Genomic DNA, 25618 nt, shown 5'->3' on the forward strand with positions numbered 1-25618 from the left:
TGCTCCAGCTTTAAAAACTCCAAAGCCTCGGAAGTTGTGCAGTATATAAATCGCTTTTTTAACTGTCAAGACTATTCGCACATAATTCAATAATTCTATCAACAATGTTTCCAGTCATCCCTTATTTCAACCTATCAAGCGTTTCCCATCCCGAAACCAATTGGGGTTCGCCCTTGGAACATAAAGGTTTTTACCGCAAAAAGGCTTATGATAAAGATTGACAGCGCTCCGAACGGGCTTTAATATGTTTGAAGAAAGTATGGGCGGGTTTGGCGATTTTCCGCGATGCTACGACCCTTTTCAATCGTCCAGGATATGCTTCAAGATATTATTTCCTCTCTCGACGAATTGCCTCTGGAGGATCTGCTCAAGGTCAAAAATCATCTTGACCGATTGATCAAATTCGAAGATCAAAAGTCTCTGGGGAAGCGTCAAGTCAAACGCGCGAAAACCAAGCTGACCGCCTCTCTGGAAATTGAACGGGAAAAAGAGTTTTTTGACCAGACCCATAAAATTGAGATCACAGAAATGTCCGTGAATGGGTTTGTTTTCTCCTCTGCCGCAACGGTTATTGATGGCGACATACTGCAAATCTCGTTTCGTCACCCTGCGACCGGAGAGAAAAAATTCATTGATTGCCAGGCGGTACGGATCAATGAAAACAAGGAAAAAACCGGATCGCTTTACGAGGTAGCGGCTAAAATTGTCGACAAAGCGGCCGTCAAAGCCTACCGGGACATGCTGAAAAAAAGGGGCAAGTTTTAAGCCTTGTCCGCATCAAAGCGTCAATCAATCCATAACCGCTCCCGCTCCAAACGCACCGTCATGGATCTGTTATTTTAATGAAAAACCCCGATATCCTCACCCACTTGATCGAATTGGCTGGCAATACCGCCAACGCCTACACCACCGCATTGTTTCAACTGGATATCGACGGAAAAACATTAGTCCCAACCCGACATCTGAGTTTAAGCAAATCCTTCAATGAAAACGTTCGCATCGGCATGGGTCAGGGGCCTATCGGCAAGTCCGCGCTCACGCGAAATGCCGTGATACTCGATCAATTTGAAGGCGACGCCTCCAATCTGAAAATCTACAAATCCGACGAAAATCTGAAAAGCTTTCTGGCCTTGCCCCTGTTAAGCCCCGATGGCAATATTCTTGGCGTGCTCACCCTCGACAGCAAGGAAAGCTACGTTTTTTCGCAGAAACTGCAGAAGATCATGACCGGCTTTGCCGAACAGATGGCATGGCATTTACTCCACGAGGAAACCGCAGTCACGGTAGACGCAGACAGAAGCTGGCCCTTCTTCAAAGAATTGAGCGCCTACAGTCGCTTCGTTGCCGAGTCCCCGCAATTGCCTGACCTGTCGCAACGCCTGATACAAGTTCCGCCTGAAATTCTCAAATACGACGCCATCGCCGTCGTCGAGCTGGACGAAGGCCGCTTCCCCGGTCGCGTGCTGGCCCACCGGGGATTCTCCCAGGATTTTGAAAATCTGACGATCGAAGAAGGCAAGGGGCTGACCGGCTCCTGCGCAAAAAACAACCAGCCCATTGTGATCTCCGACGCCGAAGACCGCGAGTTGACGATCTTCAATGAAGATGAAGAACCGGAACCCTTTCAATCCCTTCTGGCCGTACCCATCGTTTTACGAGACGCCCTGCGCGGCGCCTTGATTTTCGCCTGCCAGGAACCCGATAGCCTCGACGCCGACGACGCGGACCGCATTTCCATCATTTGCGCCAGCGCCGGAGCGGCGATTTACTGCATCGAAACCCGACGCAACTGGCAATACGACCGAAGCCTCGACCAGATCACCGGCGCGCCCAATCACCGATTTCTCATCGAACACAGAGAGGCCATTCAAGGAGAGATTCTCAAAGAAAATCAGGAAGCCCATTTCCTTGCCGTACAGCTGACCAATTTACCGTCCATTTACGAAACCCACGGAACCGACTGCGGCGATCAACTGCTACGACAGATGATCTCCATGTTTTCCAAGGCCGCCCCATCGCCCAAATACGTTTTCAAGTATTCCGACAACACCTTTCTACTGATCCTGATGGAGAGAACCCGCGAAGAAGTCCTGTCACTCGAAGCGCGCCTCCGTCACGTGTTCGAGAACAACCAGTTTTACGCGCAATCCAAATCACTTTCCCTTAAAACCGACCTTGGCCTGGCGAGTTACCCGGCCGACGGCAAAGACCTTGCGCTTCTCGCGGGTCTGGCCTACGGGAGAGCCACTCAAACTTTCGCCTCCTTTTAAGAAAAGACACGATGGGAAAATTCTCCGACAAATTGTTCTCCTGGTTCAACGCCGATCTGGCCATGGATCTGGGCACCGCCAACACCCTGATATACATTCGCGATCGCGGCATCGTTCTCGATGAACCTTCCGTCGTCGCCATCAACTCCAACGGCGCAGTCGAAGCCGTGGGACTCGAAGCCAAGAAGATGTTCGGCCGCACCCACGCCAAGCTGGAAGCCATCCGCCCCATGAAAGACGGAGTCATCGCTGATTTCGACATCACCAACAAGATGATCACGCACTTCATCAAAAAAGTGTTGAAGCGCAGTTTTCTGGTCAAACCGCGCATTGTCATCGGCGTGCCCACCTGCATCACCCAGGTCGAAAAGAAGGCCGTCATCGACGCTGCCATCATGTCCGGCGTGCGACAGGTGAAACTGGTGGAAGAACCCATGGCCGCGGCCATCGGCGTCGGCATTCCCGTACACAAACCCGAAGGCAACATGGTCATCGACATTGGCGGCGGCACCACCGACGTCGCGGTGATCTCCCTGTCCGCCATCGCTTACGGCGAATCGGTGCGACTCGCAGGAGACGAAATCGACGAAGCCATCGTCCGCCACATGCGCCTGCAACACCATCTCAATATCGGCGTCTTTGAAGGCGAACGCACCAAAATTGAAGTCGGCAGCGCCTACCCGCTCATTAAAAAACTCAGCGTCGAGGTCAAGGGCCTGAACGTCAAGACCGGCGTGCCCACCTCCATCATCGTCGGCGACGACGAGATCCGGGAAGCCATGAAAGAACCCCTCTCCACCATCACCTCCGTACTTCTGCGCGCTCTGGAAAAAACGCCGCCGGAACTGTCCGCCGACATCCATTCCAACGGCATCTACCTGACCGGAGGCGGCGCCTTGATCCGCGGACTGGACAAAATGCTGGAAGAAAAAACCACTCTGAAAGTATACATCCCCGAAGACCCGCTCCTCAGCATCGTCAAAGGCGCCGGGGCCATTCTCGACAATTTTGAAGACATGAAAAAAGTTTGTGTCAACTGAGCCGCTTCTGTAGAATACGCCGGACTCGGTAAACCAGAACAAGGAGCCTCGGTGTCCCAAGAAGCCCATTGCCAGGAATGCGGTAACGTTGTAGAATCCCTCCCAACCCAGGTCGAATATCAGGGTCAGGAGATTCACCTGTTCAATCCGGTGATCTGCGTCGATTGTCTGCAACAGCTGTGCGAGCGACATTCCGCGACCTGCGCCAATTGCGGCGGCGCGATTCCGCCCTACACGCAAGTGGGCGTGCTCAAAGCCGAAAGCGGAGAGAAGCAACTCATTCATATGAACACCGCCTGCTCCACCGCCGGAAGCGCGTTTCACGGTTATTGGGGAAAAGGCGAATTACGAGAATTCATTCAAATCGAAGCATGCTAAATATAAAATTCGTTTCACATAACCGCACGATTCCAGCTGAACCCGGCGAAACCATTCGGGAAGCCGCCATCCGTTCCAAACTCAGCATATACCCGAACATTCGAAAAATTCTCAACTGCCGGGGCCGCGGCTTGTGCAGTTCTTGCAAGATCGAAATCGTCTCAGGCAACGTCGGCCCCTTGAACGAGATCGAAAAGAAAAACCTCGCCGGCGCGCTCAAGAAAAATCCCAACCTCCGTTTGGCCTGCCAGATACAGCTCACAGAGGAAATGGACGGCATCGAAGTGCGTAGCCACGTCTAAGTCGCAATCCCATCCCATCATGCCCGCGAATTGCCAAGCCCCAGCGCCAGGGCCGTCGCCCTGCATTGCATTTGTTTTTACGCGACGAAACAGCGTAAACTCTCCCTTCGAAAACAATTCAAAACCATTTGACAAAGCGCGCAGAACATCCCACAATTATGTTGTTACCTTTTAATTCGCAGTTGTTGGACGATGTGGATCGTCATGCCATCGAAGAGTACCCAAATGAGTGTTGCGGGATCATCCTCGGCAAACCCGGAGACCCCCAATACGATCTCTTTCGGCCTTGCGAGAACATTCAAAATAAACTGCACGAGAAGGATCCGGAGCAATACCCGAGAGACGCGAAAACGGCTTACAATATTTCGCCTCTGGAGTTGATGAAAATCACCAACGAAGCACGGGACAAGGGACTGGAGTTCAAAACGCTTTACCACTCCCACCCCGAACATGACGCCTATTTTTCAGAAGAAGACCGGCGCATGGCTTTGTTCGACGACGAACCCGTGTATCCCGGCGTTTCATATTTGGTGATTTCCGTCTATAATAGAATCATTAAGGATCGCGCTCTTTTTATGTGGGATGCGAGTAGCAAAACGTTTCAAAAACAAACTATCTGATCGATTAAAAACCGATTATTCAGGAGAGCATCATGTCATTAATGATCACCGAAGATTGCGTCAATTGCGGCGTTTGCGAACCCGAATGTCCCAATGAAGCCATTTCCGAAGGCGACGACGTCTATATCATTGACTGGGAATTCTGCACCGAGTGCGTTGGCTGGTACGACGAGCCTCAGTGCGTGGAAGTCTGCCCCGTCGACTGTATTCCAAAAGATCCAGAACACGTCGAATCCCAGGACGAACTACTTGCCAAAAAAGAAGCCTTGGCAAACGGGGAATGATTTAAAACCCAGGCTCGAAAAAAGGCTGTTATGAGAGAAGAAGTTGAAGAAGTATTGGAAACCGTACGGCCCATGCTCATCGCCGACGGCGGCAACGTCGAACTCGTAGATATTGAAGACGGCGTCGTCAAGGTCCGACTGGTCGGTTCCTGCAGTTCCTGCTCCAGCTCCACCATGACCCTTAAAATGGGTATAGAAAAGGCTTTGAAAAAAGCCATCCCGATGGTTCGATGCGTGGAAGCCGTAGAAAATTAATCGCTTCACCTGAAGCTCAACGATACTCTCCGGTTTCCGGATCAGCCCGGCGCCGGAGTCATCGTGGTCTCCTAGCGGCGCTCGATAATTCGTCGCGCGACATCCCCCAAATTCCACGACTACGCCAAAACTATGAACTGTATTCGCTCACAGATCGTTTCAATTGTATGCGCCTTGATATTCACCCTGACCTGTTCTGTCGCGTCCGCGCAAGAACAGGACATGATTGCGCCTGAATTTTCTCTCAACTCTCTGGATGGAAGAACCATCTCGCTGGAACAGTATCGCGGTAAATATTTACTGATTAATTTCTGGGCAACCTGGTGCGGCCCCTGTCGCATGGAAATGCCCTCGCTCGAACGTTTGCACCAGCGTTTCAAAAACAAAGGTTTTGAAGTGCTCGCCATTTCAAACGACATGTTTGGCGCGCGCGTTGTTAAACCTTACATAGAGGCCAACAAGCTCAGCTTCACCGTACTGCTCGATCAAAAAATGACCGTCAGCTCCCAGTACGGCGTCGTCAGCCTGCCCACCACCTATTTGATCGATCCTCAGGGAAAAATCATCGGCGCCCTGTACGGGGCGGAAAACTGGGACACCCCTGCCACCCTGCAATACTTTGAAACGCTTCTGGCCAACGGGTAAAAACGCTTAACACTGGAGAATTCGTGCCCTCACCGCTTTCCTGCATCAAACCCTTATTGCTTTGCGCGCTGTTCATCGCGATGAGCGGCGTTTGCAACTTCGTCCACGCCGCGCCGCAAGACCATCCACTGGAAAAGGACATGGTTCTGGTTCCCGCCGGCCCCTTTAAATTTGGAACCAATAAAACAGACGATGCCGCGGAAGCGCTCTCCATGGGCGTCCCCAAACCCTGGTATGCCGACGAAAAACCCGAGCAAACGATCTTCCTGAAAAGCTTTTATATCGACCGCTATGAAGTGACCAACCAACGATTCAAACGCTTCGTCGACGACGTCTACAGCGAAATTCCGCCGCAAGGATGGAACGGCGTGGACTTTCCCGAAGGAACCGCAGAACACCCGGTGACCGGCGTCAACTGGTACGACGCCTCAAATTTTTGCCAATGGGCTGGCAAGGAATTGCCAACTGAAAAACAATGGGCGAAAGCCGCCCGAGGAAAGAGCGGACGCGAATACCCCTGGGGAGACACCTTCAACCCAGACTACGCCAACCTGCCCGACCGGGCTGGAAGCAAGAAAAAAGTTCAGGCCGTCGGTTCCTTCCCCAAAGGCGCGACGCCTCTGGGCATTCACGACCTGGTCGGCAACGTCTGGGAATGGACAGCCGACGATTACGCCGCCTACAAAGGAAGCGACTACACAAGCCCCAACATCGGCGCAGGATACAAAACACTGCGCGGCGCCTCTGTCGCCGATCTCGGACATTTCCCCGGAGCGATGTACGCCATCGCACTCAAACAATACGCCCGGGCAGGATTTCGGCAGATCGCCAATCCCGAAAACGCCGCGCCCGACGTGGGTTTTCGTTGCGTGAGCAACAGCATGCCGCAACAGGAAAGCAAGTCTGAAGCGCTCAAACAATTGACGCAAAGCAAAACAACAAATTCCGGCAATAGCGAGGCGCCCTCATCGATCGCTTCGTCCACAGTTTCCGGCGATACCTCTGCGACGCAAACACAGTCTCTTGGAAATCCCTTTCAGGCCAAACCCAATTTACCCTCGGGAATCATTGCCCTTGTCGTTCTATCCTTTGTCGCAGGAGTGTTCAGTTTTCTTTCGCCCTGCACCCTGCCGATTTTACCGGCCTATTTCGCCGTCACCGCGCAAGCCGACCGCGCGCGCATGGGATTGATGTCCATTGCCTTTTTCTGCGGCCTCGCGACCCTGTTCGTCATGATGGGCGCCTCGGCGAGTTTTCTCGGGCAATACCTGCGCGATTATTTATTTTCCATCACCACCGGTTCGGGAATTTTAATCGCCCTGTTCGGCGTCATGACCCTGTTCGGAAAAGGATTTTCCGGAGCCAGTTTTCAGGGTCGCCCCACCTCCAGTTTTGTCGGTTATTTTCTTTTCGGAGCCGCCTTCGCTTTAGGATGGACGCCTTGCGTCGGCCCCATTCTTTCCGGAATATTACTGCTGGCCGCTTCCGACAAAACCATCATGCAAGGCGCCGCCCTTCTCTTCTTCTACGCAATGGGTTTGGGATTGCCGCTCATCATGATCGCTACCTTGTGCAGTCGACTGCCCAAGGGTCATTTGTTCTGGCGCATCTTGCGCGGCAAAGGCTGGGAAGTGACTGTCGCAGGCAAAACCCTGCTTTTGCATTCGACCAACATAGCCACCGGCATCCTGCTGATCGGACTCGGTTACGCTTTGGCGATGGGCTACATGACTTATGTGAACAGCCTGATACCCATCGAAGTTCAGCTCTGGTTCAGCGAATTTGAGGACGCCGTTCTGCATTGGTTCCTGTAACGCGCTCTCCCGATTCCTCCGCCATAACGCGCGCCGAATTCTCGTTGGATTACTTTTTGAATTTGATAATAAATTTCTGCTAAAATATCAACGTCATACATTTGAATCTTTTGAACAACCTCACATGAAAAAAATATTCTTAACATGGGCTTTTATATTGCTGACCGCGAGCGCCTGCACCGGCGTTGACACCCAGGTCAAGAAGCGCTGGTCCAATCCCGAAAACACGCTGATCCTGACGGACCTGACCTCGAAGGATTATGAAGTCAAAGACGCCGGGCTGGCTCTCATGGACGCGCTGGAAGACGCCTTGATCGCAAACTCCAGTTTTGTGATCGCGCACGACGCCGGACGCTATCAACTGAAATATAAAATACTGAACTACAACAAGGGAAACCGCGCGGCTCGCATCGCCACTTTTGGCCTGATGGATTCCGCCAAGTGCGAACTCAAAGTCAAAGTAGCGCTGTATGACGGGGAAAATCTGGTCGGCGGCTGGGTCGTTGAATCCTGGCAAAAAGATGGGATACGGTCCGAGGAGACCTTGTTTCAAAAAGCCGCACAGGACATCATCGCGCATCTTCGCGGCGGTTTTTGATTTCAGTTTCCCCCTTCCCCTTTGAATCTTGCTTTTAATTTCCCGCGACCGCGCCGAACATCAACTGCGGTCGACGCTAACGACCCCCGCCCCGACGGAAAGGCCAACCATAACGTTGAATGAACTCGGCAAGAACAAGGTCGGACATCTCCCTGAAACCACTACTGGCGCGAGTCGCCCTGTTCCTCGGCCTTGCGGTTTTGGGCGGCTGTCAGGGAATGCCTGGGGCTGTGTTCTGGGAATCCGAAGTCGGCGTCTATCATACCGTTCTGGAAGGGCAAACCCTTTATTCGATTGCCCAGGCTTACGACAGGGACGTCGATTACCTGGCCCGACTGAACGGGGTCGACGATCCCACAAAATTACGAACGGGAACACGGCTATGGATTCCCGACGCGCATCGCGTGTTGCAAGTTCCAACCGACGGCCGGGCGCCGCCTTCCCGGCAAGCTCAAGGCCGCTCAAAATCAAAACAAAAACAGCAAACAACAAAAGAAACCGCCAAAAAGCGGACTTTGATCTGGCCTGTGGACGGCGTTCTGACTTCCGGATTTGGACGACGCAATGGCAGGAATCATGACGGCATCGACATCGGCGCCGAAAAGGGAACGCCCATCGTCGCGGCTGAGGCGGGAAGAGTCGCCTTTAGCGGCTGGGGGCCAACGGGCTACGGGCGCATGGTCATCGTCCAGCATCAGGGGCACATAACAACTTTATATGCGCATAATGAAAAAAATCTTGTGAAGGTGGGCGACAAGGTCGTGCAGGGTCAACGCATCGCTCTGGTGGGAAGCACCGGGCGTTCCACCGGGCCGCATTTGCATTTTGAAGTTCGCAACGACACCCAGCCCAAAAACCCGCTCATTTATCTGAAGCCGAGAAAATAATTTTTGATATTGACCCCAACCTGATTGTTAACCCCGCATGACATCGATCCCGATAATGGATTGTTGAACGCAAAGGAGAGATTTTAATGGATTTGATTAAAAACGCGATTCGGGACATTCCCGATTTCCCAAAACCGGGCATTCTGTTCAAGGACATCACTCCGCTCCTCAGCAGCGCCGAGGCTTTCAAAGAAACCATCAATGTTCTGACAAGTCGTTACGCCGACAAAAAAATCGATATGGTGCTTGGCGTGGAAGCGCGCGGTTTCATTTTTGGCGCCGCTCTCGCACATGCGCTAGGGGCCGGCCTCGCCGTGATTCGCAAGCCGGGAAAACTTCCCTACAAAACCTACGAAAAAAAGTACACGCTGGAATACGGGGAAGACGCGATCCAAATTCATCAGGACGCCTGTCAAGCGGGTCAACGCGTCCTTCTCATCGACGACGTGCTCGCAACCGGCGGCACCATGGGCGCAGCGATTTCACTGGTCAAAGAAAATTTTGAAGTGGAGCTTGTCGAGGTCAGCTTTGTGATCGAGCTGGATTTTTTAAACGGGAAAGACCAGTTGCAGGGAGTGCCGAGTTATTCTCTCGTGCACTATTAAAAAAAGGAGGCTATCAGCTTTCGGAGTCTTCGATGCGGCGCAAAGAGATTTCACTCGCCAACGCCTTCATCATGGTTATCGTTTCTTCGACAAAATGCGGAGCCGTTATAAGCTCAATCCAACCGCGGGAGCGGTCGATAGTTCGCACGATGGCAAAGTTTTCATAGCATTCGAAGATGCTGACGATGTAGGCAATGTCTTTGGTTTCGACTTCGTAACGCAGTTGTACGGTTTCCGTGGGGGCCGTCGTCATCTCAGCTCGCCGCCTGACGCGCCGGATTCCCAGATTTGCCGGATGCGCGTTGTTCCAGCATGAGCATGAGAAGCGTCACCGCTGAAGGCGTCACTCCGGGGATGCGCGACGCGAGTCCCAGGGTAACGGGCCGCGTCTCTTCGAGTTTCTGCACCACTTCGCGCGACAGGCCCGAAATACCCTCGTATTGAAAATCTGCGGGAATGGAATAATTCTCCAGTCGTTTTTGCTTTTCCACCAGCTGGTTCTGGCGTTGGATGAAGCCTTCGTACTTCACCTGAATCTCAACCTGTTCCGCCGCCAGATCGGGCACGGGACTTCCGCCAAACACTTCGAGCAAACTCGCATAACTGATTTCAGGCCGACGCAACAGCCCTGCAAGGGTGGTCGGCGATTTCAGTTCGCCGGAGTGCAGGCGCTGGAGCCTGGCAAGCGTTTCCTGATTGGGGAGCGCTTTCGTTGAACGCAAGCGCGTCAATTCCTTTTCCACACAGTCCCATTTATCCTGACAGCGCTGGAAGGTGTTCCTGTCCACCAGCCCCAGATCGAGTCCCTTTTTCATCAAACGCGCGTCGGCGTTGTCCTCCCGCAGGAGCAAACGATATTCTGCGCGCGAGGTGAACATGCGATAAGGTTCTTCCGTTCCCTTGGTCACAAGATCGTCGATCATCACGCCGATATAACTTTCCATCCGCGTCAAAATGAACGGCGGTCGTCCCTGTGACTTGAGCGCGGCGTTGATTCCGGCGATCAAACCCTGACCCGCCGCTTCTTCGTATCCCGACGTGCCGTTGATCTGTCCTGCGTGAAACAAACCTTTAACGCGATGCGTTTCCAAAGTCGGCGCGAGTTGAGTCGGCGGCACAAAATCGTATTCCACGGCGTAACCCGGACGAACAATCACCGCCTCTTCCAAGCCCGGAATGGTGCGCACCAGTTTCCATTGCACTTCTTCCGCCAGGCTGGTCGATATCCCGCTCGGATAAACCCAGTCGGTATCCAGGCCTTCCGGCTCCAGAAAAATATGATGTGAGTTTTTATCCGGGAACTTGACGATCTTGTCTTCAATGGAGGGGCAGTAGCGCGGCCCGATGCCTTCGATGATGCCGCTGTACAAAGGCGACAGATGCATGTTCTCCTGAATGATGCGCGCCGTCTCCGCATTGGTATTGGTCAGATAGCAGGGAACCTGCGGCCGGTTGATCCTTTCGGTGCTGAACGAAAAGGGACGCGGGTTCGCATCGCCTTCCTGAATTTCACAGCGACTGAAATCAATCGAACCGCTCAGCAATCGCGGCGGAGTGCCCGTCTTCAATCGACCCAGCTGAAATCCCGCCGACAGAAACGAGCGCGATAACTGGGTTGAAGGGTCTTCGCCCACGCGCCCGCCGGGCGAATGGCTCATGCCAATATGCAATTTACCGTTCAGAAAGGTTCCGGTGGTGATGACCACCGCGTCTGCAAAAATTTCCGTACCCTTTGAGGTTCGAACGCCCTTGACGGCGCCCGCCTCGCGATACAGTTCGTCCACCTCTTCGCACAAAATATCCAGATTCTCCTGACGCTCCAGAACTTTTCGCAGGTCTTCCTTGTAAAGTTTCTTGTCCGCTTGCGCGCGCGAACCTTGTACGGCGGGACCTTTGGAACGATTCAATATTCTGAACTGAATTCCGGTTCGGTCAATGCACTTGCCCATCTCGCCGCCAAGCGCGTCGATCTCGCGAACGATATTGCCCTTGCCCACGCCGCCGATGGCGGGATTGCAGGGCATGAGGGCGATCTTGTCCAGGTCCAGCGTGATGAGCAGGGTTTTGGAACCCATGCGCGACGAGGCCAGCGAGGCTTCGCAACCGGCGTGCCCGCCGCCTATAACAATAACGTCGTAACGTTTCATCTCATTCATCAGATTTTAAATTCACAAAAAATTATAAGTTGCCTGATCGTCTCGAAAGACAACCCGTTAAAATTGCCCGACTAAGCCGTCGCAAGGGAGGGGATCGATTCCCGGCCCCCGGCGCGAATCACCGACGCGGCATAGCGACTTTCAAATTCTGGAAACAAATCCGGGTGAACGCAGGCGGCCAGAATCTCCAGCGAATCGAGCAGGCGCGGTCCCGGTCGATTGAAATAACTGTTGCCGTCGACCAGGTAGGTTTCATTATTGATTCCCGCCTTCCAACCGCTCCAGGGGGCGGCGCCCTTCAGGGCTTCGATTTCGCTCAAGGTTTTGCTCATCTTGTAACCGCAAGGCTTGACGATCACCACATCCGGGTTGATTTCATTCAGGCGTTCCTTTGAAAGCGTGACGGCGTTCATTCCCGCCTTGGCTTCCAGAGCCTCGCAACGGATCATCTCGATCATTTCAGGCAACCACAAACCACCCGCCATGACAGGATCGATCCATTCAATCGCCAGCACTTTCCGGCGCGGCGGCTTCTTGCTGATCACGCGGTCGCGGACCGTGCGAATTCTTTCCTGCACTTCCATCATCAAACTACGACAGGTATCCTGGGCGCCCAGCGCTTCGGCCACTCGCGCCACATCATCCCAAATATCACCCCAGCCGCGCGGACGCAGGGAAATGATCTTCACTTCTTTCCCTGTCAGAGTTCGACAGGCCTCTTCGACTTTATCAAAGGACACCGCGCACACATCGCATAAATCCTGGGTGATGACGATGTCTGGTTGAAGCTCCTGCAACAATTCGACGTTCAAATCATAAATACTGACGGTCGATTTTAAAATATCCTCGACGGACTGGTGAATCTCACCGCTTGAAGCGCGTACATTGATCCGCGACGAGGTCAAATGAGGAAGCGCGCTGATCGATTCAGGAAAATCGCATTCGTGCGACACGCCAACCAGGGAAGATTCCATACCCAGACGACAAACAATTTCCGTTGCGGATGGAAGAAGCGTAACGACTTTCATGAAGACAACTCCTGTCAGCCCATTCATTCATGCAAATGAACCGAGAGTGATTAATAGATTGATGTCTGCTGGAATAAATGGAACGCCGACAACAAGTCGTGGGAGACCGACTAAACCATACTGACCGAACTTTGCCGCATCATGGCCCTCTGCTCCGGGGTCATTTGTATGTGCGGTAATTTGTTGTCCTTGAAATGATCGATGTACAGGAAAATGTATTCGCGGACGCAGGTTCTCAAATCCCATTTGGGATCGTGGTGACGCTCGAACTCTTCAAACACTTCCAATGCCTCGTTGATGCTCAATCCTTGATCCACCGTAAAATAATAATCCATCGCCAAATCCCATTCTGGATTCTTGTAAGTAGACACGCCGTACTTCTCCGGCTCGAACGCGACGGGACTGTAACGACCCAGCACGAAGGTCATGAATCCCAGAGAATGTATATAATCTTTGTTCTCTTCGCAAAACTTTTTGCTGTCCTCGGCTTCTTCCTTCGTCTCGCCAGGGAAACCAAAAAAGCCCATGATATGATTCCAGATTCCCGCCTCGGAAGATAATTTCAAATTGGTCCGTATCGCATCCAGTTGCGTCGCCTTGTCCATCAGCTTGAGCACGCGCTGGTTTCCCGACTCGTAACCGAAGTGCAGGTAACGACAGCCCGATTGCGCCGCTTCCTCCCAGACCTTTTTATCCAGCAAAGACTCCTCGAAGCGCATGTGCGTGGTCCAGGCGATATCGACATCCTGCCGAATCAATTCCTGCGACAGCTTCCTGAAGTGCGCCGGGGGATAGGATTCGTCGGTGAAATGCATGTAGCGCGTTTCGTATTTGGCTTTAAGGAATTTAATTTCGTCGACAATCTGTGCGACCGGTTTGGTTCGGAAGCCTTCCACATAGCCCTGAAAATGATCGCAAAAAGTACATCGTCCCCAATAGCAACCGCGTGTGGCGAGGTAAGGCAAAATGAGCCGGGGCACAAAATATTTTTCCAGCGGCAGTCCGTCGAAATCCGGCGGCGGCAATTGCGAAAGGTCTTCGGCGCTGACATCCTTGTTTGTTTGAACGCCGTCCGAAGTTTTATAGATCAGGTTCGGCAGGGTGGAGAAATCGCTCTCTCCCTTGTCCAGCAAATCCACCAATTGTAGAAAGGCGCTCTCGCCTTCATAGATCACCGCCGAATCGTAATACTGAAACAATTCCTCGTTCTCTTTGATCACGTCGCGCAAGCGCGTGACGATGTTGCCGCCGATGGTGATATGCGTGTCGGGGAACTCTTCCTTGATCATCTTGCAGAAGGTGAAGGTCGGAATCACCTGCTTTTGCTGAACGATGGAAATACCGACCACGCCCGGCTTCTCCTTTTGCATCACCGGTCGCACCAAGCGTTCGTAGACGTCGCGATACACATTGATCTGCTCGTCGTCGAGAGACTCCAGCACTTCGGAGGACATGAAGGGTTTGTAAACCAGGTCGGTTTCGATCGGAGGAAAACAGATCTGCGCCGGGTAGTAGCCCAGAGAAATCGTCGCCATCGTCTCATGCAGGCAGTGAGTGGCCCATTCCAGCTTTTCTATTTCGTAGAAGTCTTCGCTTCGCAGGATGGCTTTCGCGGTTTCCGCATCGCGACCGATCTGATCGATGCGCTCAGGCGTGAGCGCGGCGAGTTGATCGCGGAGCGCGCTTTCTTCGGGATTGAGTTCCCGCTCCCCGGCGACATGTTGCAGGTGACGCAACTCAAACGCGATGCGCTCTGAAACCGTTTTCATGAAATCGCGGCTGAAAAACAGGTCGTACATTTCCACGTTGACGTCCATCTGCGTCACATCGTGCCCCGCCGGTCGCAGGACCGAGGTCAGGGAAGGCAGACTCAGATACGGCTCCGAAGGCAACCAGTCCGGTGGAAATAAAAGCAACACTTTCATCATTCACGCCTTTCGCTGAAACGCATTCCCGGAACAACGCGGGAACGCTCAGGCTTCACAAAACGCCTTGGGGTCTTTAGTCTTTTTGGGGCCTTGACCGCTGAGCGCGTCTTTTCCGAAATGGTCCAGATACAGCAGGAAATGTTCGCGCGGCAGGGTGCCCCATAATCGAAGCGATGAAAAATTCTCTTCCGCCAGTTTGATGCACTTGTCATTCATTTCAACCGCCTCGGCGCGCGACATTCCCACGTCCGTCAAAAAATCCAGATTCATGGCGATATCGGCGTCGGGGTCCTGAATGATTTTCTTGATCGAATATTTGTCGGGAAATTGATAGCAACTTGAATCGCGGTTCAGCAAAAACACGCCCGGCCCAAAGGAATGGATCGACTCCAGATTGCCCATCAGAAAATCGATGGTCTCCTGCGCTTCCGGCCGGGTCTCCGTCGGAAACCCAAAAAACAGGAAGGCGTGATTCCAGATCCCCGCCTTGTGACTACGCATCAGCACGTCGCGCTCTACCGCCTTGGTCGTGCCTTTATCGATGAGCGCGAGCACGCGGTCGTTGGCGCTCTCCATTCCATACATGAGGAAAATGAATCCGGCGTCGTGAATCTTGCGGAACAGTTCATCGTCCATCACCTTCTCGAATTTCAGCAGAGCCAGCGATTTGATCTCGACGCCGCGCTCCAGCAGGGCGTCGGACACGTCGTTCAGGGAATGCGGCGAGACCGCTTCGTCAGAGAAGGTAAAATATTTGGTGTTGAATTCCTTGCTGTGCGCTTCCAGCTCATCCACCATCTGATCGGTGCGTTGCTTGCCGTAACGGTGCCCGTACACATAACTGTGCGTGCAAAATGTACATTTGCCCCAGTAGCAACCGCGGCTTTGCAGAACCGGAATGATGGGATAAGGCGATAGATACTTCTCCATCGGCAAGCCGTCGAAAGTCGGGTGCGGCACTTCCTCGAAACGCATCTCCACCCGTTCCTTGTTGATCTTCACTTCGCCGTCTTCGACAAAGATCAGATTCGGCGCCGCGCCCAGCGGAATATCTTTTTTCAGGCAATTCAATAATTGATTGAGCGGCTCTTCCCCCTCGAAAGTCACGATGCTGTGGCAGAACTCGTCAAAAAATTCGGGATGACCCAACAACTGCGTCGCGTTCACGCTGAAAATCGGGCCGCCCAGCGTGACATGCAAATGCGGATAACGTTCTTTCAACATCCGCGCCAGGGTCAGACCGGGGATGATCTGCGAGATGCCGACAATCGAAATGCCAACGACGGCGTAGTCTTCCCACGACTCCGTCGGCAACAGGGTCTGATCGTACAATTCGATGAAAGGATTGGTCAGCGGATCGCGCGACGCTGCCGCCGCCTTGCGCGTGGACTCCTCAGCGCGAATGCCGCTCTCAAAAGTAGAAAGGTTGAAGACAGCCGGGGCGTAAACATCGGAAACCAGCTTCAGAGCCGACTTGATGATGAGGTCCGCCTGACGGTAGGACTCAAAATCAAAAAACCGCTCCGGCGTGCGCATCACCGCCTTGGCGTCTTCGATCTGGGAGATGATCGCGCCAGAGAATTTCTGCCCCGTCGCCAGCACATCCATCAAAGACTTGTCCTTGATGCTGAAAGTCTTCTTGGAGCGAATCGCCTCCAGCTTGGCGTCGATCTTGCCCGCAATGCCCGTCAAAACCGGCTCGGACAAAAAACTGTCGTAAGACTCGATATTAAAATCCCTTTGCGCCACATCCCAACCCTTGGAACGCAGATACGCGGTCAAGTAGGGAGTGCTCAGATAGGGCTGAGTCGGATACCATTGCGATGGGAATATAAGTAAAGTTTTCATGGGTAAATCAGTCTACCATTTTGCCCGCTATTCCCCAATAAGAAAGAAAAGCCGGGAAATTCAATCCTTCCTCCAGAGTTTAACAAACCTTAGCTCCCCTTAAATGTTTATCAAAGCTAAATTGTTTGCCTTCATAACTCTTTTACCCATACAATATATACAACAACTTAAACTTATAATTTAATCGAATGACATGCAAGCTCTTGGTCTAGCTATTTTGAAGCAAATTCTACAAATGCTTTAACTCGGAGAAATCATGCCAGTATAGGCGCCAGTTCCTACGGATTTTCTACATTTAATCAGAGAATAACCATATGCCCGTAACGCATAGCTTTCAAGACACCGGATGGATTCTGATCTGTTCTGCAATGGTCTTGTTGATGCAAGGCGGGTTTTTATGTTTGGAGACGGGCTATGTTCGCGCAAAGAACAGCATCAATGTAGCGATTAAAAACTTTGTTGATTTTTTCATCTCCTCTGCAATTTTCTGGATCTTTGGCTTTGGCTTGATGTTTGGAGCCAGCGTCGAAGGCTGGATCGGCTCCAACCGGTTTCTGTTCGACGAATACTCCAACGCATGGCTCTCCGCTTTTTTCATCTTCCAGATGATTTTCTGCGGAACCGCGACGACCATTGTTTCCGGCGCGGTTGCGGAAAGAATGCGTTTTGTCGGCTATATTATCGTGAGCGTTATCATTTCAGGATGCATCTATCCTGTCATCGGCCACTGGATATGGGGCGGTCTTGAAAGCGGAGCCAGAAACGGCTGGTTGGCGGGTCAGGGATTCATCGATTTCGCCGGAGCCACGGTTGTGCATTCTACCGGCGGCTGGGTGGCGCTGGCCGCGGTTCTCGTCATAGGCCCGCGAATTGGCGCGTTCGCAAATGGCAGACAAATCCAGGGGCAAAATCTTCCCTTGGCGACCCTGGGCGCCTACCTCCTGATCTTCGGCTGGATGGGCTTCAATGGCGGCAGCGCTCTGGGGCTGGATGAACGCATCCCGAAAATTTTAATCAACACGCTGCTTGCCGGGACATTCAGTTGTCTCCTCGCAACCTTCCTGTCATGGAAATATTATGGTCAGGCGCGGGTGGAAATCGTCATCAACGGCGCCCTTGCCGGGCTGGTCGCCATCACCGCATCCTGTCATATTATGCAACCCCTGGCGGCGGTTGGCATTGGCCTGATCGCAAGCATTGTATTCTTTGTCTCCGATTTGCTGCTCGACAAGCTGGGCGTTGACGACGCAATCGGCGCCTTTCAAGTTCATGCCGTCCCCGGGATATGGGGGACTCTGGCGGTCGCTATTTTTGGCGCCTCTGAGACATGGGGAACTGGTCTGAACCGATGGGAACAATTCATCGTTCAGGCGCAGGGAGTCGGCGTCACTTTTCTCTGGGCCTTTGGCGCTTCCTACTGCTTGCTAAAACTCGTCAATCGCTGGACTCCCCTTCGCGTCAATAAGGAAGCTGAAATTCAGGGATTGAATATCTCCGAGCATGGCGCCAGCACCGCTCTGCTCGATCTTTTAACGGAAATGGACGCGCATCAACAATCGAGCAAACTCTCTTCAGTCAACGTGGAGCCGCATACAGAAGTCGGCCAGATCGCCAAAGTCTACAATAAAGTGGTCGACGCCGTTATTTCCAAAGAGCAGGAACTGTATCAGGCGAATCAACAGCAGGATTTGATCCTGAACTCATCAGGAGAAGGCATTTATGGTCTCGATCTGAAAGGCAACACCACTTTCGCCAACCAGGTTGCGGAACAATTGCTCGGTTATACCATTGATGAAATGCGCAACGAATCCCAGCACGCATTGATTCATCACACCCATGCCGATGGAGCTCCCTATAAACGCGAAGAATGCCATATCTACAAAGCCCTGCACGACGGCAAGGTACATCAGGAATCCGATGAAGTGTTCTGGAGGAAAGACGGGACCAGCTTCCCTGTAGAATATGTGAGCGCTCCCATGATCGACAACGGAGTCATCATCGGCGCCGTCGTGGTGTTCAAGGACATCACCCAGCGCAAGATCTTCGAAAGGCAGTTGGAGGACGCCAAAGATTCCGCCGAGAAGGCCAACCTTGCCAAAAGTAATTTCCTGGCCAACATGAGTCATGAAATTCGCACTCCCATGAACGCGATACTGGGCTACTCTCAAATCCTTCTGCGAAACGACAGGTTTGATCCTGAAACAAAAGACGCCCTTACAACGATTGGCAGAAGCGGACAAAACCTGCTCAGCCTTATCAACGAGATACTCGATCTCTCAAAAATTGAAGCCGGGAAGATGGAAGTGATCGCGAACGATTTTGATCTGCATGATCTGATTTGCGGGATCAACGACATGTTCAAACTTCGATGCAAAGAGAAAAATCTTGAATGGACGGTACAGGGAATTGATCAAGAGCGGATCGTCTTTGGCGACGATGGAAAACTGCGGCAGGTTCTCATCAATCTGATTGGCAACGCCGTAAAATTCACTAAAGCCGGATCCGTTTCTCTCCAAATCTCCCCTAAAGAAAATGATCGTTACCTGTTCGAGATCGCAGACACCGGGCGTGGGATCACGGAAGAAAATCAGAAAATCATCTTCCAACCCTTTGGCCAGGACGATGAAGGGGCAAAGGAAGGGGGAACCGGGCTGGGGCTTGCCATTTCAAAAAAACAACTGGAGCTGCTGAAATCAGACCTGAAACTGGCGTCGCAACCAGGCAAGGGTTCCCGTTTCTACTTCACTCTGCGCCTGCCATCTGCAACCGGCCAACTTCGCAGACAACCGGAGCGGACAGGCAAAGTCATCCGGTTAGCCGAAGGGCATCAGGTCAAAGCCTTGGTTGTGGATGATATCAAAGAAAATCGCGACGTCCTGAGATTGCTTCTCACGGATATCGCCGCGCAGGTTGTTTGCGCTGAAAACGGCCAGGAGGCGCTGGATAAAATTCCAGAGTTCGAGCCGGACATTATCTTCATGGACATTCGCATGCCCATCATGGACGGAGAGGAGGCGATGGCGGAAATACAAAAACGCTACGACCCAAACCGTTATCAGGTTGTGGTCATCACCGCTTCCGTGCTGGGAATCCTCGAAGAGAGGTTCAGCAAGCAGGGTTTTCATGGCTTCATTTCAAAACCCTTTCGCGACGATGAAATTTTCACATGCCTGAAAAACCTGCTCAACGTCGAATATGAATACGCGACAGCCGCGCCGGTAGAAAGCAAAGACCCTCTTGAAGATGAAATCGACTTTTCAAATCTCACGATTCCCGAAAACATTCTCACGAAAATGAAACTGGCTTCAGAGCAATACAATATTACCGACCTGGAACAGGGGCTGAAAGATTTGGCGGGACTGGGGAAACCAGGACAGGAAGCATTAATCAAGCGCATCAAAGCGCTCCTAAACAAATACGACTGCGTCGAAATCAACAACATTCTCGATCAAGTCACCGCAGATACGGAATGACAAGCAGGCAATAAAACGTTTCCCGCCACAACAGACCACCCACCTTGATTACCCGCTATTCCCCAATAAGAAAACAGGGAAGTTTCGGAAAATCAGAATTACACATTATCCCCATATCAGTTGACAGGAACTTGACTTTATCCGCACCCTGAAATAGGATTCGATTGACCATCATTCATCAATTATAAGGTTTCCTCTCATTTACTTCGAGGCTCTAATTGGCCATACCTGATTTCCAGACAATCATGCTTCCCCTGTTAAGACAGTGCGATGTCAAGGGTACGATCGACAATGCTCAAATCAGAAAACGATTGGCTGGCGAATTTCAGCTAACCCCAGAGGAAGAAGCGCAACTTTTACCCAGCGGTAAACAAGCTGTTTTCAGAAACCGCGTTGCATGGGCGCAAGTTTACCTAGTCAAAGCTGGATTACTGGAAAGACCCAAGAGAGGGGTTCTCAGAATCACACAAGCGGGACGGGATGTTCTCAATACAAATCCGAATAAAATAAATATAAAATTTCTAAAAAAATTCCCTTCATTTGTCGCGTTCAGAACCAAGCAAGACAATGAGAACATCGCCAATTCAGAAACAGAAACATCCTCTGACAGAACTCCATCAGAGCAAATCGAAGAAGGATTTCAAACATTAAAAAATGAAATTCTCGATGACATTCTGGTAAATATCAAATCCTGTTCGCCGCAGTTTTTTGAGCGGCTCGTGATCAAGCTATTGCTCGCAATGGGTTACGGCGGTTCAGTCAAAGACGCCGGAATGGCAATTGGGAAAAGTGGCGACGAAGGAATTGATGGACTGATCAAAGAAGATAAGTTGGGATTGGATGTAATTTATGTCCAGGCGAAAAAATGGGATACAAACACCATCGGGCGACCCGAAATTCAGAAATTCGCGGGCGCGCTACTTGGCAAACAAGCATCCAAAGGAGTTTTCATCACAACTTCTTATTTCACAAAGGAGGCGGAAGCCTATGCTGAAGACGTCAATAGTAGGATCATTCTGATCGATGGACAACGACTGGCTGATTTAATGTTTGAATATAATATTGGAGTCAATACGGCTGACTATTATGAAATAAAAAAAATCGATTCCGACTTCTTCTCCGAAGATTAAAACAAATCATTTTTGCCAGACTTACCTGATCCAGACACGACAGATGCTGTCTATTAAAAATTCCAATCAAATTTAGCAAGGGGATTTCACCCCTTGGATTCGCCGCCGTCGACGAACAGGGTTTCGCCGTTCACGAAGGGGCTTTCGATGAGGTATTGCAGGGCGCGCACGATGTCTTCGGTGTCGCCGTGATTCTGGGCGGGAATATTCTTTGCCGCGCGTTTCAGATAACCGGGATCGCCGCCCACGGGCGGAAGGATCAGGCCGGGGGCGATGGCGTTCACGCGCACTTCGCTTCCCCAGTCCACCGCCGCAAGATGGGTGAGGTGGGACAGGGCGACCTTGGATACGGAATAGGCGGCGAAGGCGGGAACGTTGCGCTTGATCCGTTCATCGAGGATATTGACGATCATCCCCTTCCCCACCTTCCTTTTATAATCGCGCATCAGAATATAGGGCGCGGACAGATTGATGTTGAGGGTTTTCTCCAGGGTCTCGCGACTCGTGTTTTCCACCGACTCGTTCAGAAACAGCGACGCGCAATTGATCAGTAATTCCAGATCGGGAAAGGATTCCAGAACCTGCCCCGTCAATTGTTCGACCGCTTCCAGATCGGACAGGTCGCAGGCGAAGGCTTCGCCGCGCCGTTTCAGAAATTTAACTTCCTTGAGCGTGGCGTTGGCTTGCGATTCGGATCGGTTATAATGCAGGGCGATGTCCCAGCCCAGATTGGCAAGGTGAAGGACCAGCGCGCGCCCGATGCGGACGGCGCCTCCGGTGATGAGCGCTGTTGGCATGCTTGAACCCCTTTGGCAATACGGGTATACTTTCGGTTTTACAACCTGCATTTAACGATAAATTCCGGTTTAATTCCAGCCCATTCATTTGGAGATCTTCGGATGGAAGAGACAAGTCAGAAAAAAGTAGTGAATATTGTGATCTTGACGGTATCGGACACGCGCACGGACGCCGACGACAAATCGGGACAAACGCTGGTCGATCGGGTCAAGGCGGCGGGGCATAATCTGGTAGAGAAACGCATCGTGAAGGACGAAATCCCTCTGCTCCAGGCGGCGTTGAAAGAATGGATCGCAAGTCCTGACGTCGACGTGGTGATCTCCACCGGCGGGACGGGCGTGACCGGTCGCGACGTGACGCCGGAGGCCTTCGAGGCTTTGTATGAAAAACCAATTCCCGGATTCGGCGAGTTGTTTCGCATGCTCAGCTACCAGAACATAAAAACATCGACGATTCAATCGCGCGCGACGGCGGGCGTCGCCAACGGAACTTTCCTGTTCGCCTTACCGGGTTCGACGGGCGCTTGCAAGGATGGCTGGGACGATATCATCGTCCATCAACTGAACAGCCAGCACAAGCCCTGCAATCTCGTGGAACTGATGCCGCGTTTGATGGAAAAATAAGACGCGCTCGATCAGGCGGATTCGACCTGGTCGGATATAAAGATGATGTGTTTTTTGTTAAGCGCGATGAATTCCGATTCGAACAAGAGCTTGCCGGAAGCGGCGTCGTATACGCTGACTTCGGTGACGGGGATGAAGCTCTCTTCCATTTGGTTCAGATAATCCAGCATGCGGTTTTTCGGCATCTTGAAAATCTTTCCTTCGATGCGCTCGTTCGTGGTGCGTATCTCAACGCCGATGGTATCTTTGGTGATGTGGGAGTTGTAGGCCATGTCGCCTTATCGTGAGGGGTGACAAAAAAGAACTCTTCAGGAATTGTAACTTTGCTTCTCTAAAAAATCCATTAAAACCGAAAAAACCTCTGTAAATTCAATAATTAATGACTTCTATTCGCTTGCAGGGAACCGACGGGATCCGTCGCGAAATCAAACGCGCAAAACAACTACCCGGCGTCTCGCCGCAGAAGGCTTTTCTTAAACACGGCGTGTTGACGGAAGAGTTCATGGAACTCTACGCCTACGCTCATGCCACGCAGGTTTTCAACAGCGCGCACAGGACTGAAAGACCGGCTATCGTGATCGGCTGGGACCCGCGCGACCCCGACGGCGTTTTCACATCGTCCGTGGTGCGCGGGGTTCGACGCGCCAACTGCGACGCATGGGTCCTCGGCGTGGTCCCCACCCCACTGGTTCCCCTGTACATGCTGTACGAACAGGGAAGCGGCGGCATGATGGTGACGGCCTCGCACAACCCGCCCGATCAAAATGGAATCAAAATTTTTAACGGCTATCGCGGACTCAAACCCTTCCCAAAAAACGACGCCACTTTATCGCGACGGATTCTATCGCTCGACTATGCGCAGATTCATCGCAGACCGCTCAGCGGCAAATTGAAGGATTGTCGAGACGACGCGCTGGCTCTGTTCCGAAAATTCTCCCTCGCGCCTGAAAACGCATGGTTCGATCATCGCAAGGCTTCGGACTCTCAGTTTCGCAACTGGGCGCTGGTCGTCGATCCGGCCAATGGCTCGCTCAGCAAACTCGCCGCTCCTATCTTTCGCAAGGCCGGTTTCGGTCATGTCTATGAAGTGAACAACGGAGCGGGCGCGGTGAACCGTAACGGCGGCGTCGCCGATCTGGAGGGGTGCCGCGTCATCTCCCAGGCGGATGCGCTCAATAAAGAAGGAAAATTTTTCACGCATCAGGCCGTTAGAAAATTGTTTCAACTGGCTTCGCGATTTGCGAAAGAATTAAAGTCTGGAAAAAAACGTCTCGCAGGCGCGGTGTTCGACGCCGACGCCGACCGATTTTACAAACTCGACTACGACCCGGCGCAACAATGCGTGCATGTCTCCGGCGGAGACGACACGGCGTATCTGCAAGCGCGGTTTTTCTCGGCGAAACAGGCGAAGGGCGCGCGTTTCGTCAACACCGTCGAAAGCGACCTCAACGTCAGCGGCGCGGTCGAAGCGCTGGGCCTGCAATCCTGCCTGACCGCCGTCGGCGACAAATGGATTCAACTGCAATTCGCCAAAGCCCTCATCTCGGCGCGCATCGGTTTTTTGAACGACCATGAAATTCCTCTTTCCGCTTCCCTGCTGGAGCAATGGGAAGAATTGAGCGCAGGCGTCAGCCCGCCGGATGTCGCGAAACTCCAGAAACTGGAACACAAACTCAACGCCTTGATCGAACGCGCCGGGCATTCTCCCGATGCGGTCGACGCAACGCTGGCGCAACAAATTGTGGTGGGGAGCGAAGAGACCGGACACAACATCACACCCGGCAGGCTGGAACTGAAAAACGGCAAACGCGCCGTGGTGTTTTTCGGCAGTGGATTGAAAAGTGCTCTCAACACCTTCGCCGCCGAACACGACGCCAAACAGACCAAATTTCGCGCCTTTCGTCCTCCCTTTCGGCAAGGCTTCAAGGCGACGCTCTATGCTTACTATGTAAAGAAGGAACTGTTCGCGCAGGACAGCGCGATCTGGAAGCAGATCAAAAAAGAAATTCTCAAATCAACCCAGGCCAAAGGCTGGGAGAGCCGGGTCGTGGATTTCCCGGAAGACCCGGACATGCTCTATGTGGAAGCGAAACCCGGCGGCAAACGACGCGCCGGAATCTTCGTGCGCAATTCGGGGACGGAAAATAAAATCGGCATCAACCTGCGCGGAGCGATGGGAGACACCCCCGCTCTGAAACTCATCGGCGAAAGCCTGATCCGCATCCTCATGCAAAGCATGAAGGATGAAAGCAACGAACTCTGCCGACTCGAAGCGCAATGGGTCGAACGCCTCGCCACCCGCGCCCACCCTTCCGAACCTCAGGATATGGAGCCTCTGCAGAAAGAACGTCTGCTCAACGAAATGCTCAAGCAGGGTCTGGTTCAGCCCGGCCCCAACGGCCCGCGCCTGACCAAACGCGGACAATGGTTCGCCAGCCTCGCCCGAGCCGCCGAATAAATCTGGATCTTGATGGAAGAGGAATCAGTCGATTTGCGGGATCTTGGTGGGGTCGTCTTCGACGTCTTCCATTTTCTTGTCGAACAGTTTGCGCGAAAGAACCCAGGAGCCCCAGGCCACCGCCACCACCGTTCCGCCGCCCATACAAGCCCAAAGAATCGTGTTGCCCGACTCGGACATGCCGCGTAGAAAAATGAACATCCCCAACGGCAGGGCCATGATCGAACCGAAACAAGTCAGTAGCATGGCGCTACGGGCAAAATATTTGGGACGAACATCGACGTTCAATTCAGGCAGGTACTGACGACTGGCCGGGTCAGCCATATCGAGCAAGGGCTCTTCGCCTTCGCATTTAGGGCAGAACTTTCCGCCCCAGAAAGAGTTTTTACACTTCAAACAAAATTTGACCACAACGCGCTCGCTCGGTTAATTTGGAATGAGAACAGGATATCCTTAAATCCTGTAAAGATCAATATGG

Annotated in this window: 25 protein-coding genes; 17 read left to right on the forward strand and 8 right to left on the reverse strand. The window is 52.4% G+C overall.

The window, feature by feature from the left end; all coding sequences use genetic code 11:
* Window positions 1–315: 315 nt before the first annotated feature.
* The 13 genes from G3M78_01590 to G3M78_01650 all read left to right on the forward strand — a co-directional run bounded on the left by G3M78_01590 (window position 316) and on the right by G3M78_01650 (window position 9698).
* On the forward strand, window positions 316–765 hold the full coding sequence (locus tag G3M78_01590) for a hypothetical protein (protein ID QPJ64162.1): 450 nt from the start codon (window positions 316–318) through the stop codon (window positions 763–765).
* Between the two features lie 77 nt (window positions 766–842).
* On the forward strand, window positions 843–2270 hold the full coding sequence (locus G3M78_01595; protein ID QPJ64163.1) for a GAF domain-containing protein: 1428 nt from the start codon (window positions 843–845) through the stop codon (window positions 2268–2270).
* An 11-nt stretch (window positions 2271–2281) separates the two neighbouring features.
* Entirely contained in the window at window positions 2282–3310 is a 1029-nt protein-coding gene (locus G3M78_01600; GenBank protein QPJ64164.1) for a rod shape-determining protein, read from the forward strand.
* A 51-nt stretch (window positions 3311–3361) separates the two neighbouring features.
* A complete protein-coding gene (locus G3M78_01605) occupies window positions 3362–3688 on the forward strand; it encodes a hypothetical protein (GenBank protein QPJ64165.1) in 327 nt (108 codons plus the stop codon).
* Window positions 3682–3990, forward strand: coding sequence for a (2Fe-2S)-binding protein (locus G3M78_01610; GenBank protein ID QPJ64166.1), 309 nt, complete (start codon window positions 3682–3684; stop codon window positions 3988–3990). The genes G3M78_01605 and G3M78_01610 overlap by 7 nt, the downstream gene beginning before the upstream one ends.
* 158 nt (window positions 3991–4148) lie before the next feature.
* Window positions 4149–4610 (forward strand): M67 family metallopeptidase, encoded by a 462-nt coding sequence (locus G3M78_01615; protein QPJ64167.1) that lies wholly within the window; start codon window positions 4149–4151, stop codon window positions 4608–4610.
* A gap of 32 nt (window positions 4611–4642) precedes the next feature.
* Entirely contained in the window at window positions 4643–4894 is a 252-nt protein-coding gene (locus tag G3M78_01620; protein QPJ64168.1) for a YfhL family 4Fe-4S dicluster ferredoxin, read from the forward strand.
* A 30-nt stretch (window positions 4895–4924) separates the two neighbouring features.
* Entirely contained in the window at window positions 4925–5149 is a 225-nt protein-coding gene (locus tag G3M78_01625) for a NifU family protein (GenBank protein ID QPJ64169.1), read from the forward strand.
* A 132-nt stretch (window positions 5150–5281) separates the two neighbouring features.
* Entirely contained in the window at window positions 5282–5794 is a 513-nt protein-coding gene (locus G3M78_01630) for a TlpA family protein disulfide reductase (protein ID QPJ64170.1), read from the forward strand.
* An 80-nt stretch (window positions 5795–5874) separates the two neighbouring features.
* Window positions 5875–7608, forward strand: coding sequence for an SUMF1/EgtB/PvdO family nonheme iron enzyme (locus G3M78_01635; protein ID QPJ66732.1), 1734 nt, complete (start codon window positions 5875–5877; stop codon window positions 7606–7608).
* A 124-nt stretch (window positions 7609–7732) separates the two neighbouring features.
* Window positions 7733–8206 (forward strand): hypothetical protein, encoded by a 474-nt coding sequence (locus tag G3M78_01640; protein ID QPJ64171.1) that lies wholly within the window; start codon window positions 7733–7735, stop codon window positions 8204–8206.
* A gap of 119 nt (window positions 8207–8325) precedes the next feature.
* Window positions 8326–9093: a M23 family metallopeptidase gene (locus tag G3M78_01645; protein ID QPJ64172.1), complete on the forward strand. Its 768-nt coding sequence runs from the start codon at window positions 8326–8328 to the stop codon at window positions 9091–9093.
* A gap of 86 nt (window positions 9094–9179) precedes the next feature.
* A complete protein-coding gene (locus G3M78_01650) occupies window positions 9180–9698 on the forward strand; it encodes an adenine phosphoribosyltransferase (GenBank protein QPJ64173.1) in 519 nt (172 codons plus the stop codon).
* A gap of 13 nt (window positions 9699–9711) precedes the next feature.
* Here the strand turns inward: G3M78_01650 and G3M78_01655 are convergent, their stop codons facing one another.
* From G3M78_01655 to G3M78_01675, 5 genes are all read right to left on the reverse strand, one after another.
* A complete protein-coding gene (locus G3M78_01655; protein QPJ64174.1) occupies window positions 9712–9951 on the reverse strand; it encodes a DUF4911 domain-containing protein in 240 nt (79 codons plus the stop codon).
* 1 nt (window position 9952) lies between these two features.
* Window positions 9953–11845, reverse strand: a complete 1893-nt coding sequence (gene mnmG, locus G3M78_01660) for a tRNA uridine-5-carboxymethylaminomethyl(34) synthesis enzyme MnmG (protein QPJ66733.1) — start codon at window positions 11843–11845, stop codon at window positions 9953–9955.
* An 80-nt stretch (window positions 11846–11925) separates the two neighbouring features.
* A complete protein-coding gene (locus tag G3M78_01665) occupies window positions 11926–12882 on the reverse strand; it encodes an ABC transporter substrate-binding protein (GenBank protein QPJ64175.1) in 957 nt (318 codons plus the stop codon).
* Window positions 12883–12992: 110 nt separating this feature from the next.
* A complete protein-coding gene (locus G3M78_01670; GenBank protein ID QPJ66734.1) occupies window positions 12993–14807 on the reverse strand; it encodes a radical SAM protein in 1815 nt (604 codons plus the stop codon).
* 48 nt (window positions 14808–14855) lie between these two features.
* Window positions 14856–16658: a radical SAM protein gene (locus G3M78_01675; GenBank protein QPJ64176.1), complete on the reverse strand. Its 1803-nt coding sequence runs from the start codon at window positions 16656–16658 to the stop codon at window positions 14856–14858.
* A gap of 314 nt (window positions 16659–16972) precedes the next feature.
* On the opposite strand from G3M78_01675, the gene amt reads away from it, so the two are divergent.
* Window positions 16973–20131 carry an ammonium transporter gene (amt, locus tag G3M78_01680; protein QPJ64177.1) on the forward strand — a complete coding sequence of 1053 codons (3159 nt, stop codon included), beginning with the start codon at window positions 16973–16975 and terminating at the stop codon, window positions 20129–20131.
* Window positions 20132–20349: 218 nt separating this feature from the next.
* Window positions 20350–21261, forward strand: coding sequence for a restriction endonuclease (locus tag G3M78_01685; GenBank protein QPJ64178.1), 912 nt, complete (start codon window positions 20350–20352; stop codon window positions 21259–21261).
* A gap of 86 nt (window positions 21262–21347) precedes the next feature.
* Here G3M78_01685 and G3M78_01690 read toward each other — a convergent pair whose 3' ends face one another.
* Window positions 21348–22058, reverse strand: coding sequence for an SDR family oxidoreductase (locus tag G3M78_01690; protein QPJ64179.1), 711 nt, complete (start codon window positions 22056–22058; stop codon window positions 21348–21350).
* Window positions 22059–22160: 102 nt separating this feature from the next.
* On the opposite strand from G3M78_01690, the gene moaB reads away from it, so the two are divergent.
* Complete coding sequence (gene moaB / locus G3M78_01695; GenBank protein ID QPJ64180.1) at window positions 22161–22682, forward strand: molybdenum cofactor biosynthesis protein B; 522 nt, start codon at window positions 22161–22163, stop codon at window positions 22680–22682.
* An 11-nt stretch (window positions 22683–22693) separates the two neighbouring features.
* Here moaB and G3M78_01700 read toward each other — a convergent pair whose 3' ends face one another.
* Window positions 22694–22954: a hypothetical protein gene (locus tag G3M78_01700; GenBank protein QPJ64181.1), complete on the reverse strand. Its 261-nt coding sequence runs from the start codon at window positions 22952–22954 to the stop codon at window positions 22694–22696.
* A 107-nt stretch (window positions 22955–23061) separates the two neighbouring features.
* Between G3M78_01700 and G3M78_01705 the strand changes: the two genes are divergently transcribed.
* Complete coding sequence (locus G3M78_01705) at window positions 23062–25140, forward strand: hypothetical protein (protein QPJ64182.1); 2079 nt, start codon at window positions 23062–23064, stop codon at window positions 25138–25140.
* A gap of 24 nt (window positions 25141–25164) precedes the next feature.
* Here G3M78_01705 and G3M78_01710 read toward each other — a convergent pair whose 3' ends face one another.
* A complete protein-coding gene (locus G3M78_01710) occupies window positions 25165–25551 on the reverse strand; it encodes a hypothetical protein (protein QPJ64183.1) in 387 nt (128 codons plus the stop codon).
* Window positions 25552–25618: the final 67 nt, after the last annotated feature.

It is taken from the genome of Candidatus Nitrohelix vancouverensis (assembly GCA_015698305.1).
Taxonomy (GTDB): Bacteria; Nitrospinota; Nitrospinia; order Nitrospinales; family VA-1; genus Nitrohelix; species Nitrohelix vancouverensis.

Bases quoted from the DNA above. Each gene is read 5' to 3' on its own strand.
- G3M78_01655 (QPJ64174.1), bottom strand. From the start codon at position 9,951: ATGACGACGGCCCCCACGGAAACCGTACAACTGCGTTACGAAGTCGAA.
- G3M78_01670 (QPJ66734.1), bottom strand. From the start codon at position 14,807: ATGAAAGTGTTGCTTTTATTTCCACCGGACTGGTTGCCTTCGGAGCCG.
- G3M78_01700 (QPJ64181.1), bottom strand. From the start codon at position 22,954: ATGGCCTACAACTCCCACATCACCAAAGATACCATCGGCGTTGAGATA.
- G3M78_01630 (QPJ64170.1), top strand. From the start codon at position 5,282: ATGAACTGTATTCGCTCACAGATCGTTTCAATTGTATGCGCCTTGATA.
- G3M78_01705 (QPJ64182.1), top strand. From the start codon at position 23,062: ATGACTTCTATTCGCTTGCAGGGAACCGACGGGATCCGTCGCGAAATC.
- G3M78_01615 (QPJ64167.1), top strand. From the start codon at position 4,149: ATGTTGTTACCTTTTAATTCGCAGTTGTTGGACGATGTGGATCGTCAT.
- moaB (QPJ64180.1), top strand. From the start codon at position 22,161: ATGGAAGAGACAAGTCAGAAAAAAGTAGTGAATATTGTGATCTTGACG.
- G3M78_01645 (QPJ64172.1), top strand. From the start codon at position 8,326: ATGAACTCGGCAAGAACAAGGTCGGACATCTCCCTGAAACCACTACTG.
- G3M78_01640 (QPJ64171.1), top strand. From the start codon at position 7,733: ATGAAAAAAATATTCTTAACATGGGCTTTTATATTGCTGACCGCGAGC.
- G3M78_01590 (QPJ64162.1), top strand. From the start codon at position 316: ATGCTTCAAGATATTATTTCCTCTCTCGACGAATTGCCTCTGGAGGAT.
- mnmG (QPJ66733.1), bottom strand. From the start codon at position 11,845: ATGAAACGTTACGACGTTATTGTTATAGGCGGCGGGCACGCCGGTTGC.
- G3M78_01610 (QPJ64166.1), top strand. From the start codon at position 3,682: ATGCTAAATATAAAATTCGTTTCACATAACCGCACGATTCCAGCTGAA.
- G3M78_01635 (QPJ66732.1), top strand. From the start codon at position 5,875: ATGAGCGGCGTTTGCAACTTCGTCCACGCCGCGCCGCAAGACCATCCA.
- G3M78_01650 (QPJ64173.1), top strand. From the start codon at position 9,180: ATGGATTTGATTAAAAACGCGATTCGGGACATTCCCGATTTCCCAAAA.
- G3M78_01690 (QPJ64179.1), bottom strand. From the start codon at position 22,058: ATGCCAACAGCGCTCATCACCGGAGGCGCCGTCCGCATCGGGCGCGCG.
- amt (QPJ64177.1), top strand. From the start codon at position 16,973: ATGCCCGTAACGCATAGCTTTCAAGACACCGGATGGATTCTGATCTGT.
- G3M78_01675 (QPJ64176.1), bottom strand. From the start codon at position 16,658: ATGAAAACTTTACTTATATTCCCATCGCAATGGTATCCGACTCAGCCC.
- G3M78_01665 (QPJ64175.1), bottom strand. From the start codon at position 12,882: ATGAAAGTCGTTACGCTTCTTCCATCCGCAACGGAAATTGTTTGTCGT.
- G3M78_01600 (QPJ64164.1), top strand. From the start codon at position 2,282: ATGGGAAAATTCTCCGACAAATTGTTCTCCTGGTTCAACGCCGATCTG.
- G3M78_01625 (QPJ64169.1), top strand. From the start codon at position 4,925: ATGAGAGAAGAAGTTGAAGAAGTATTGGAAACCGTACGGCCCATGCTC.
- G3M78_01620 (QPJ64168.1), top strand. From the start codon at position 4,643: ATGTCATTAATGATCACCGAAGATTGCGTCAATTGCGGCGTTTGCGAA.
- G3M78_01595 (QPJ64163.1), top strand. From the start codon at position 843: ATGAAAAACCCCGATATCCTCACCCACTTGATCGAATTGGCTGGCAAT.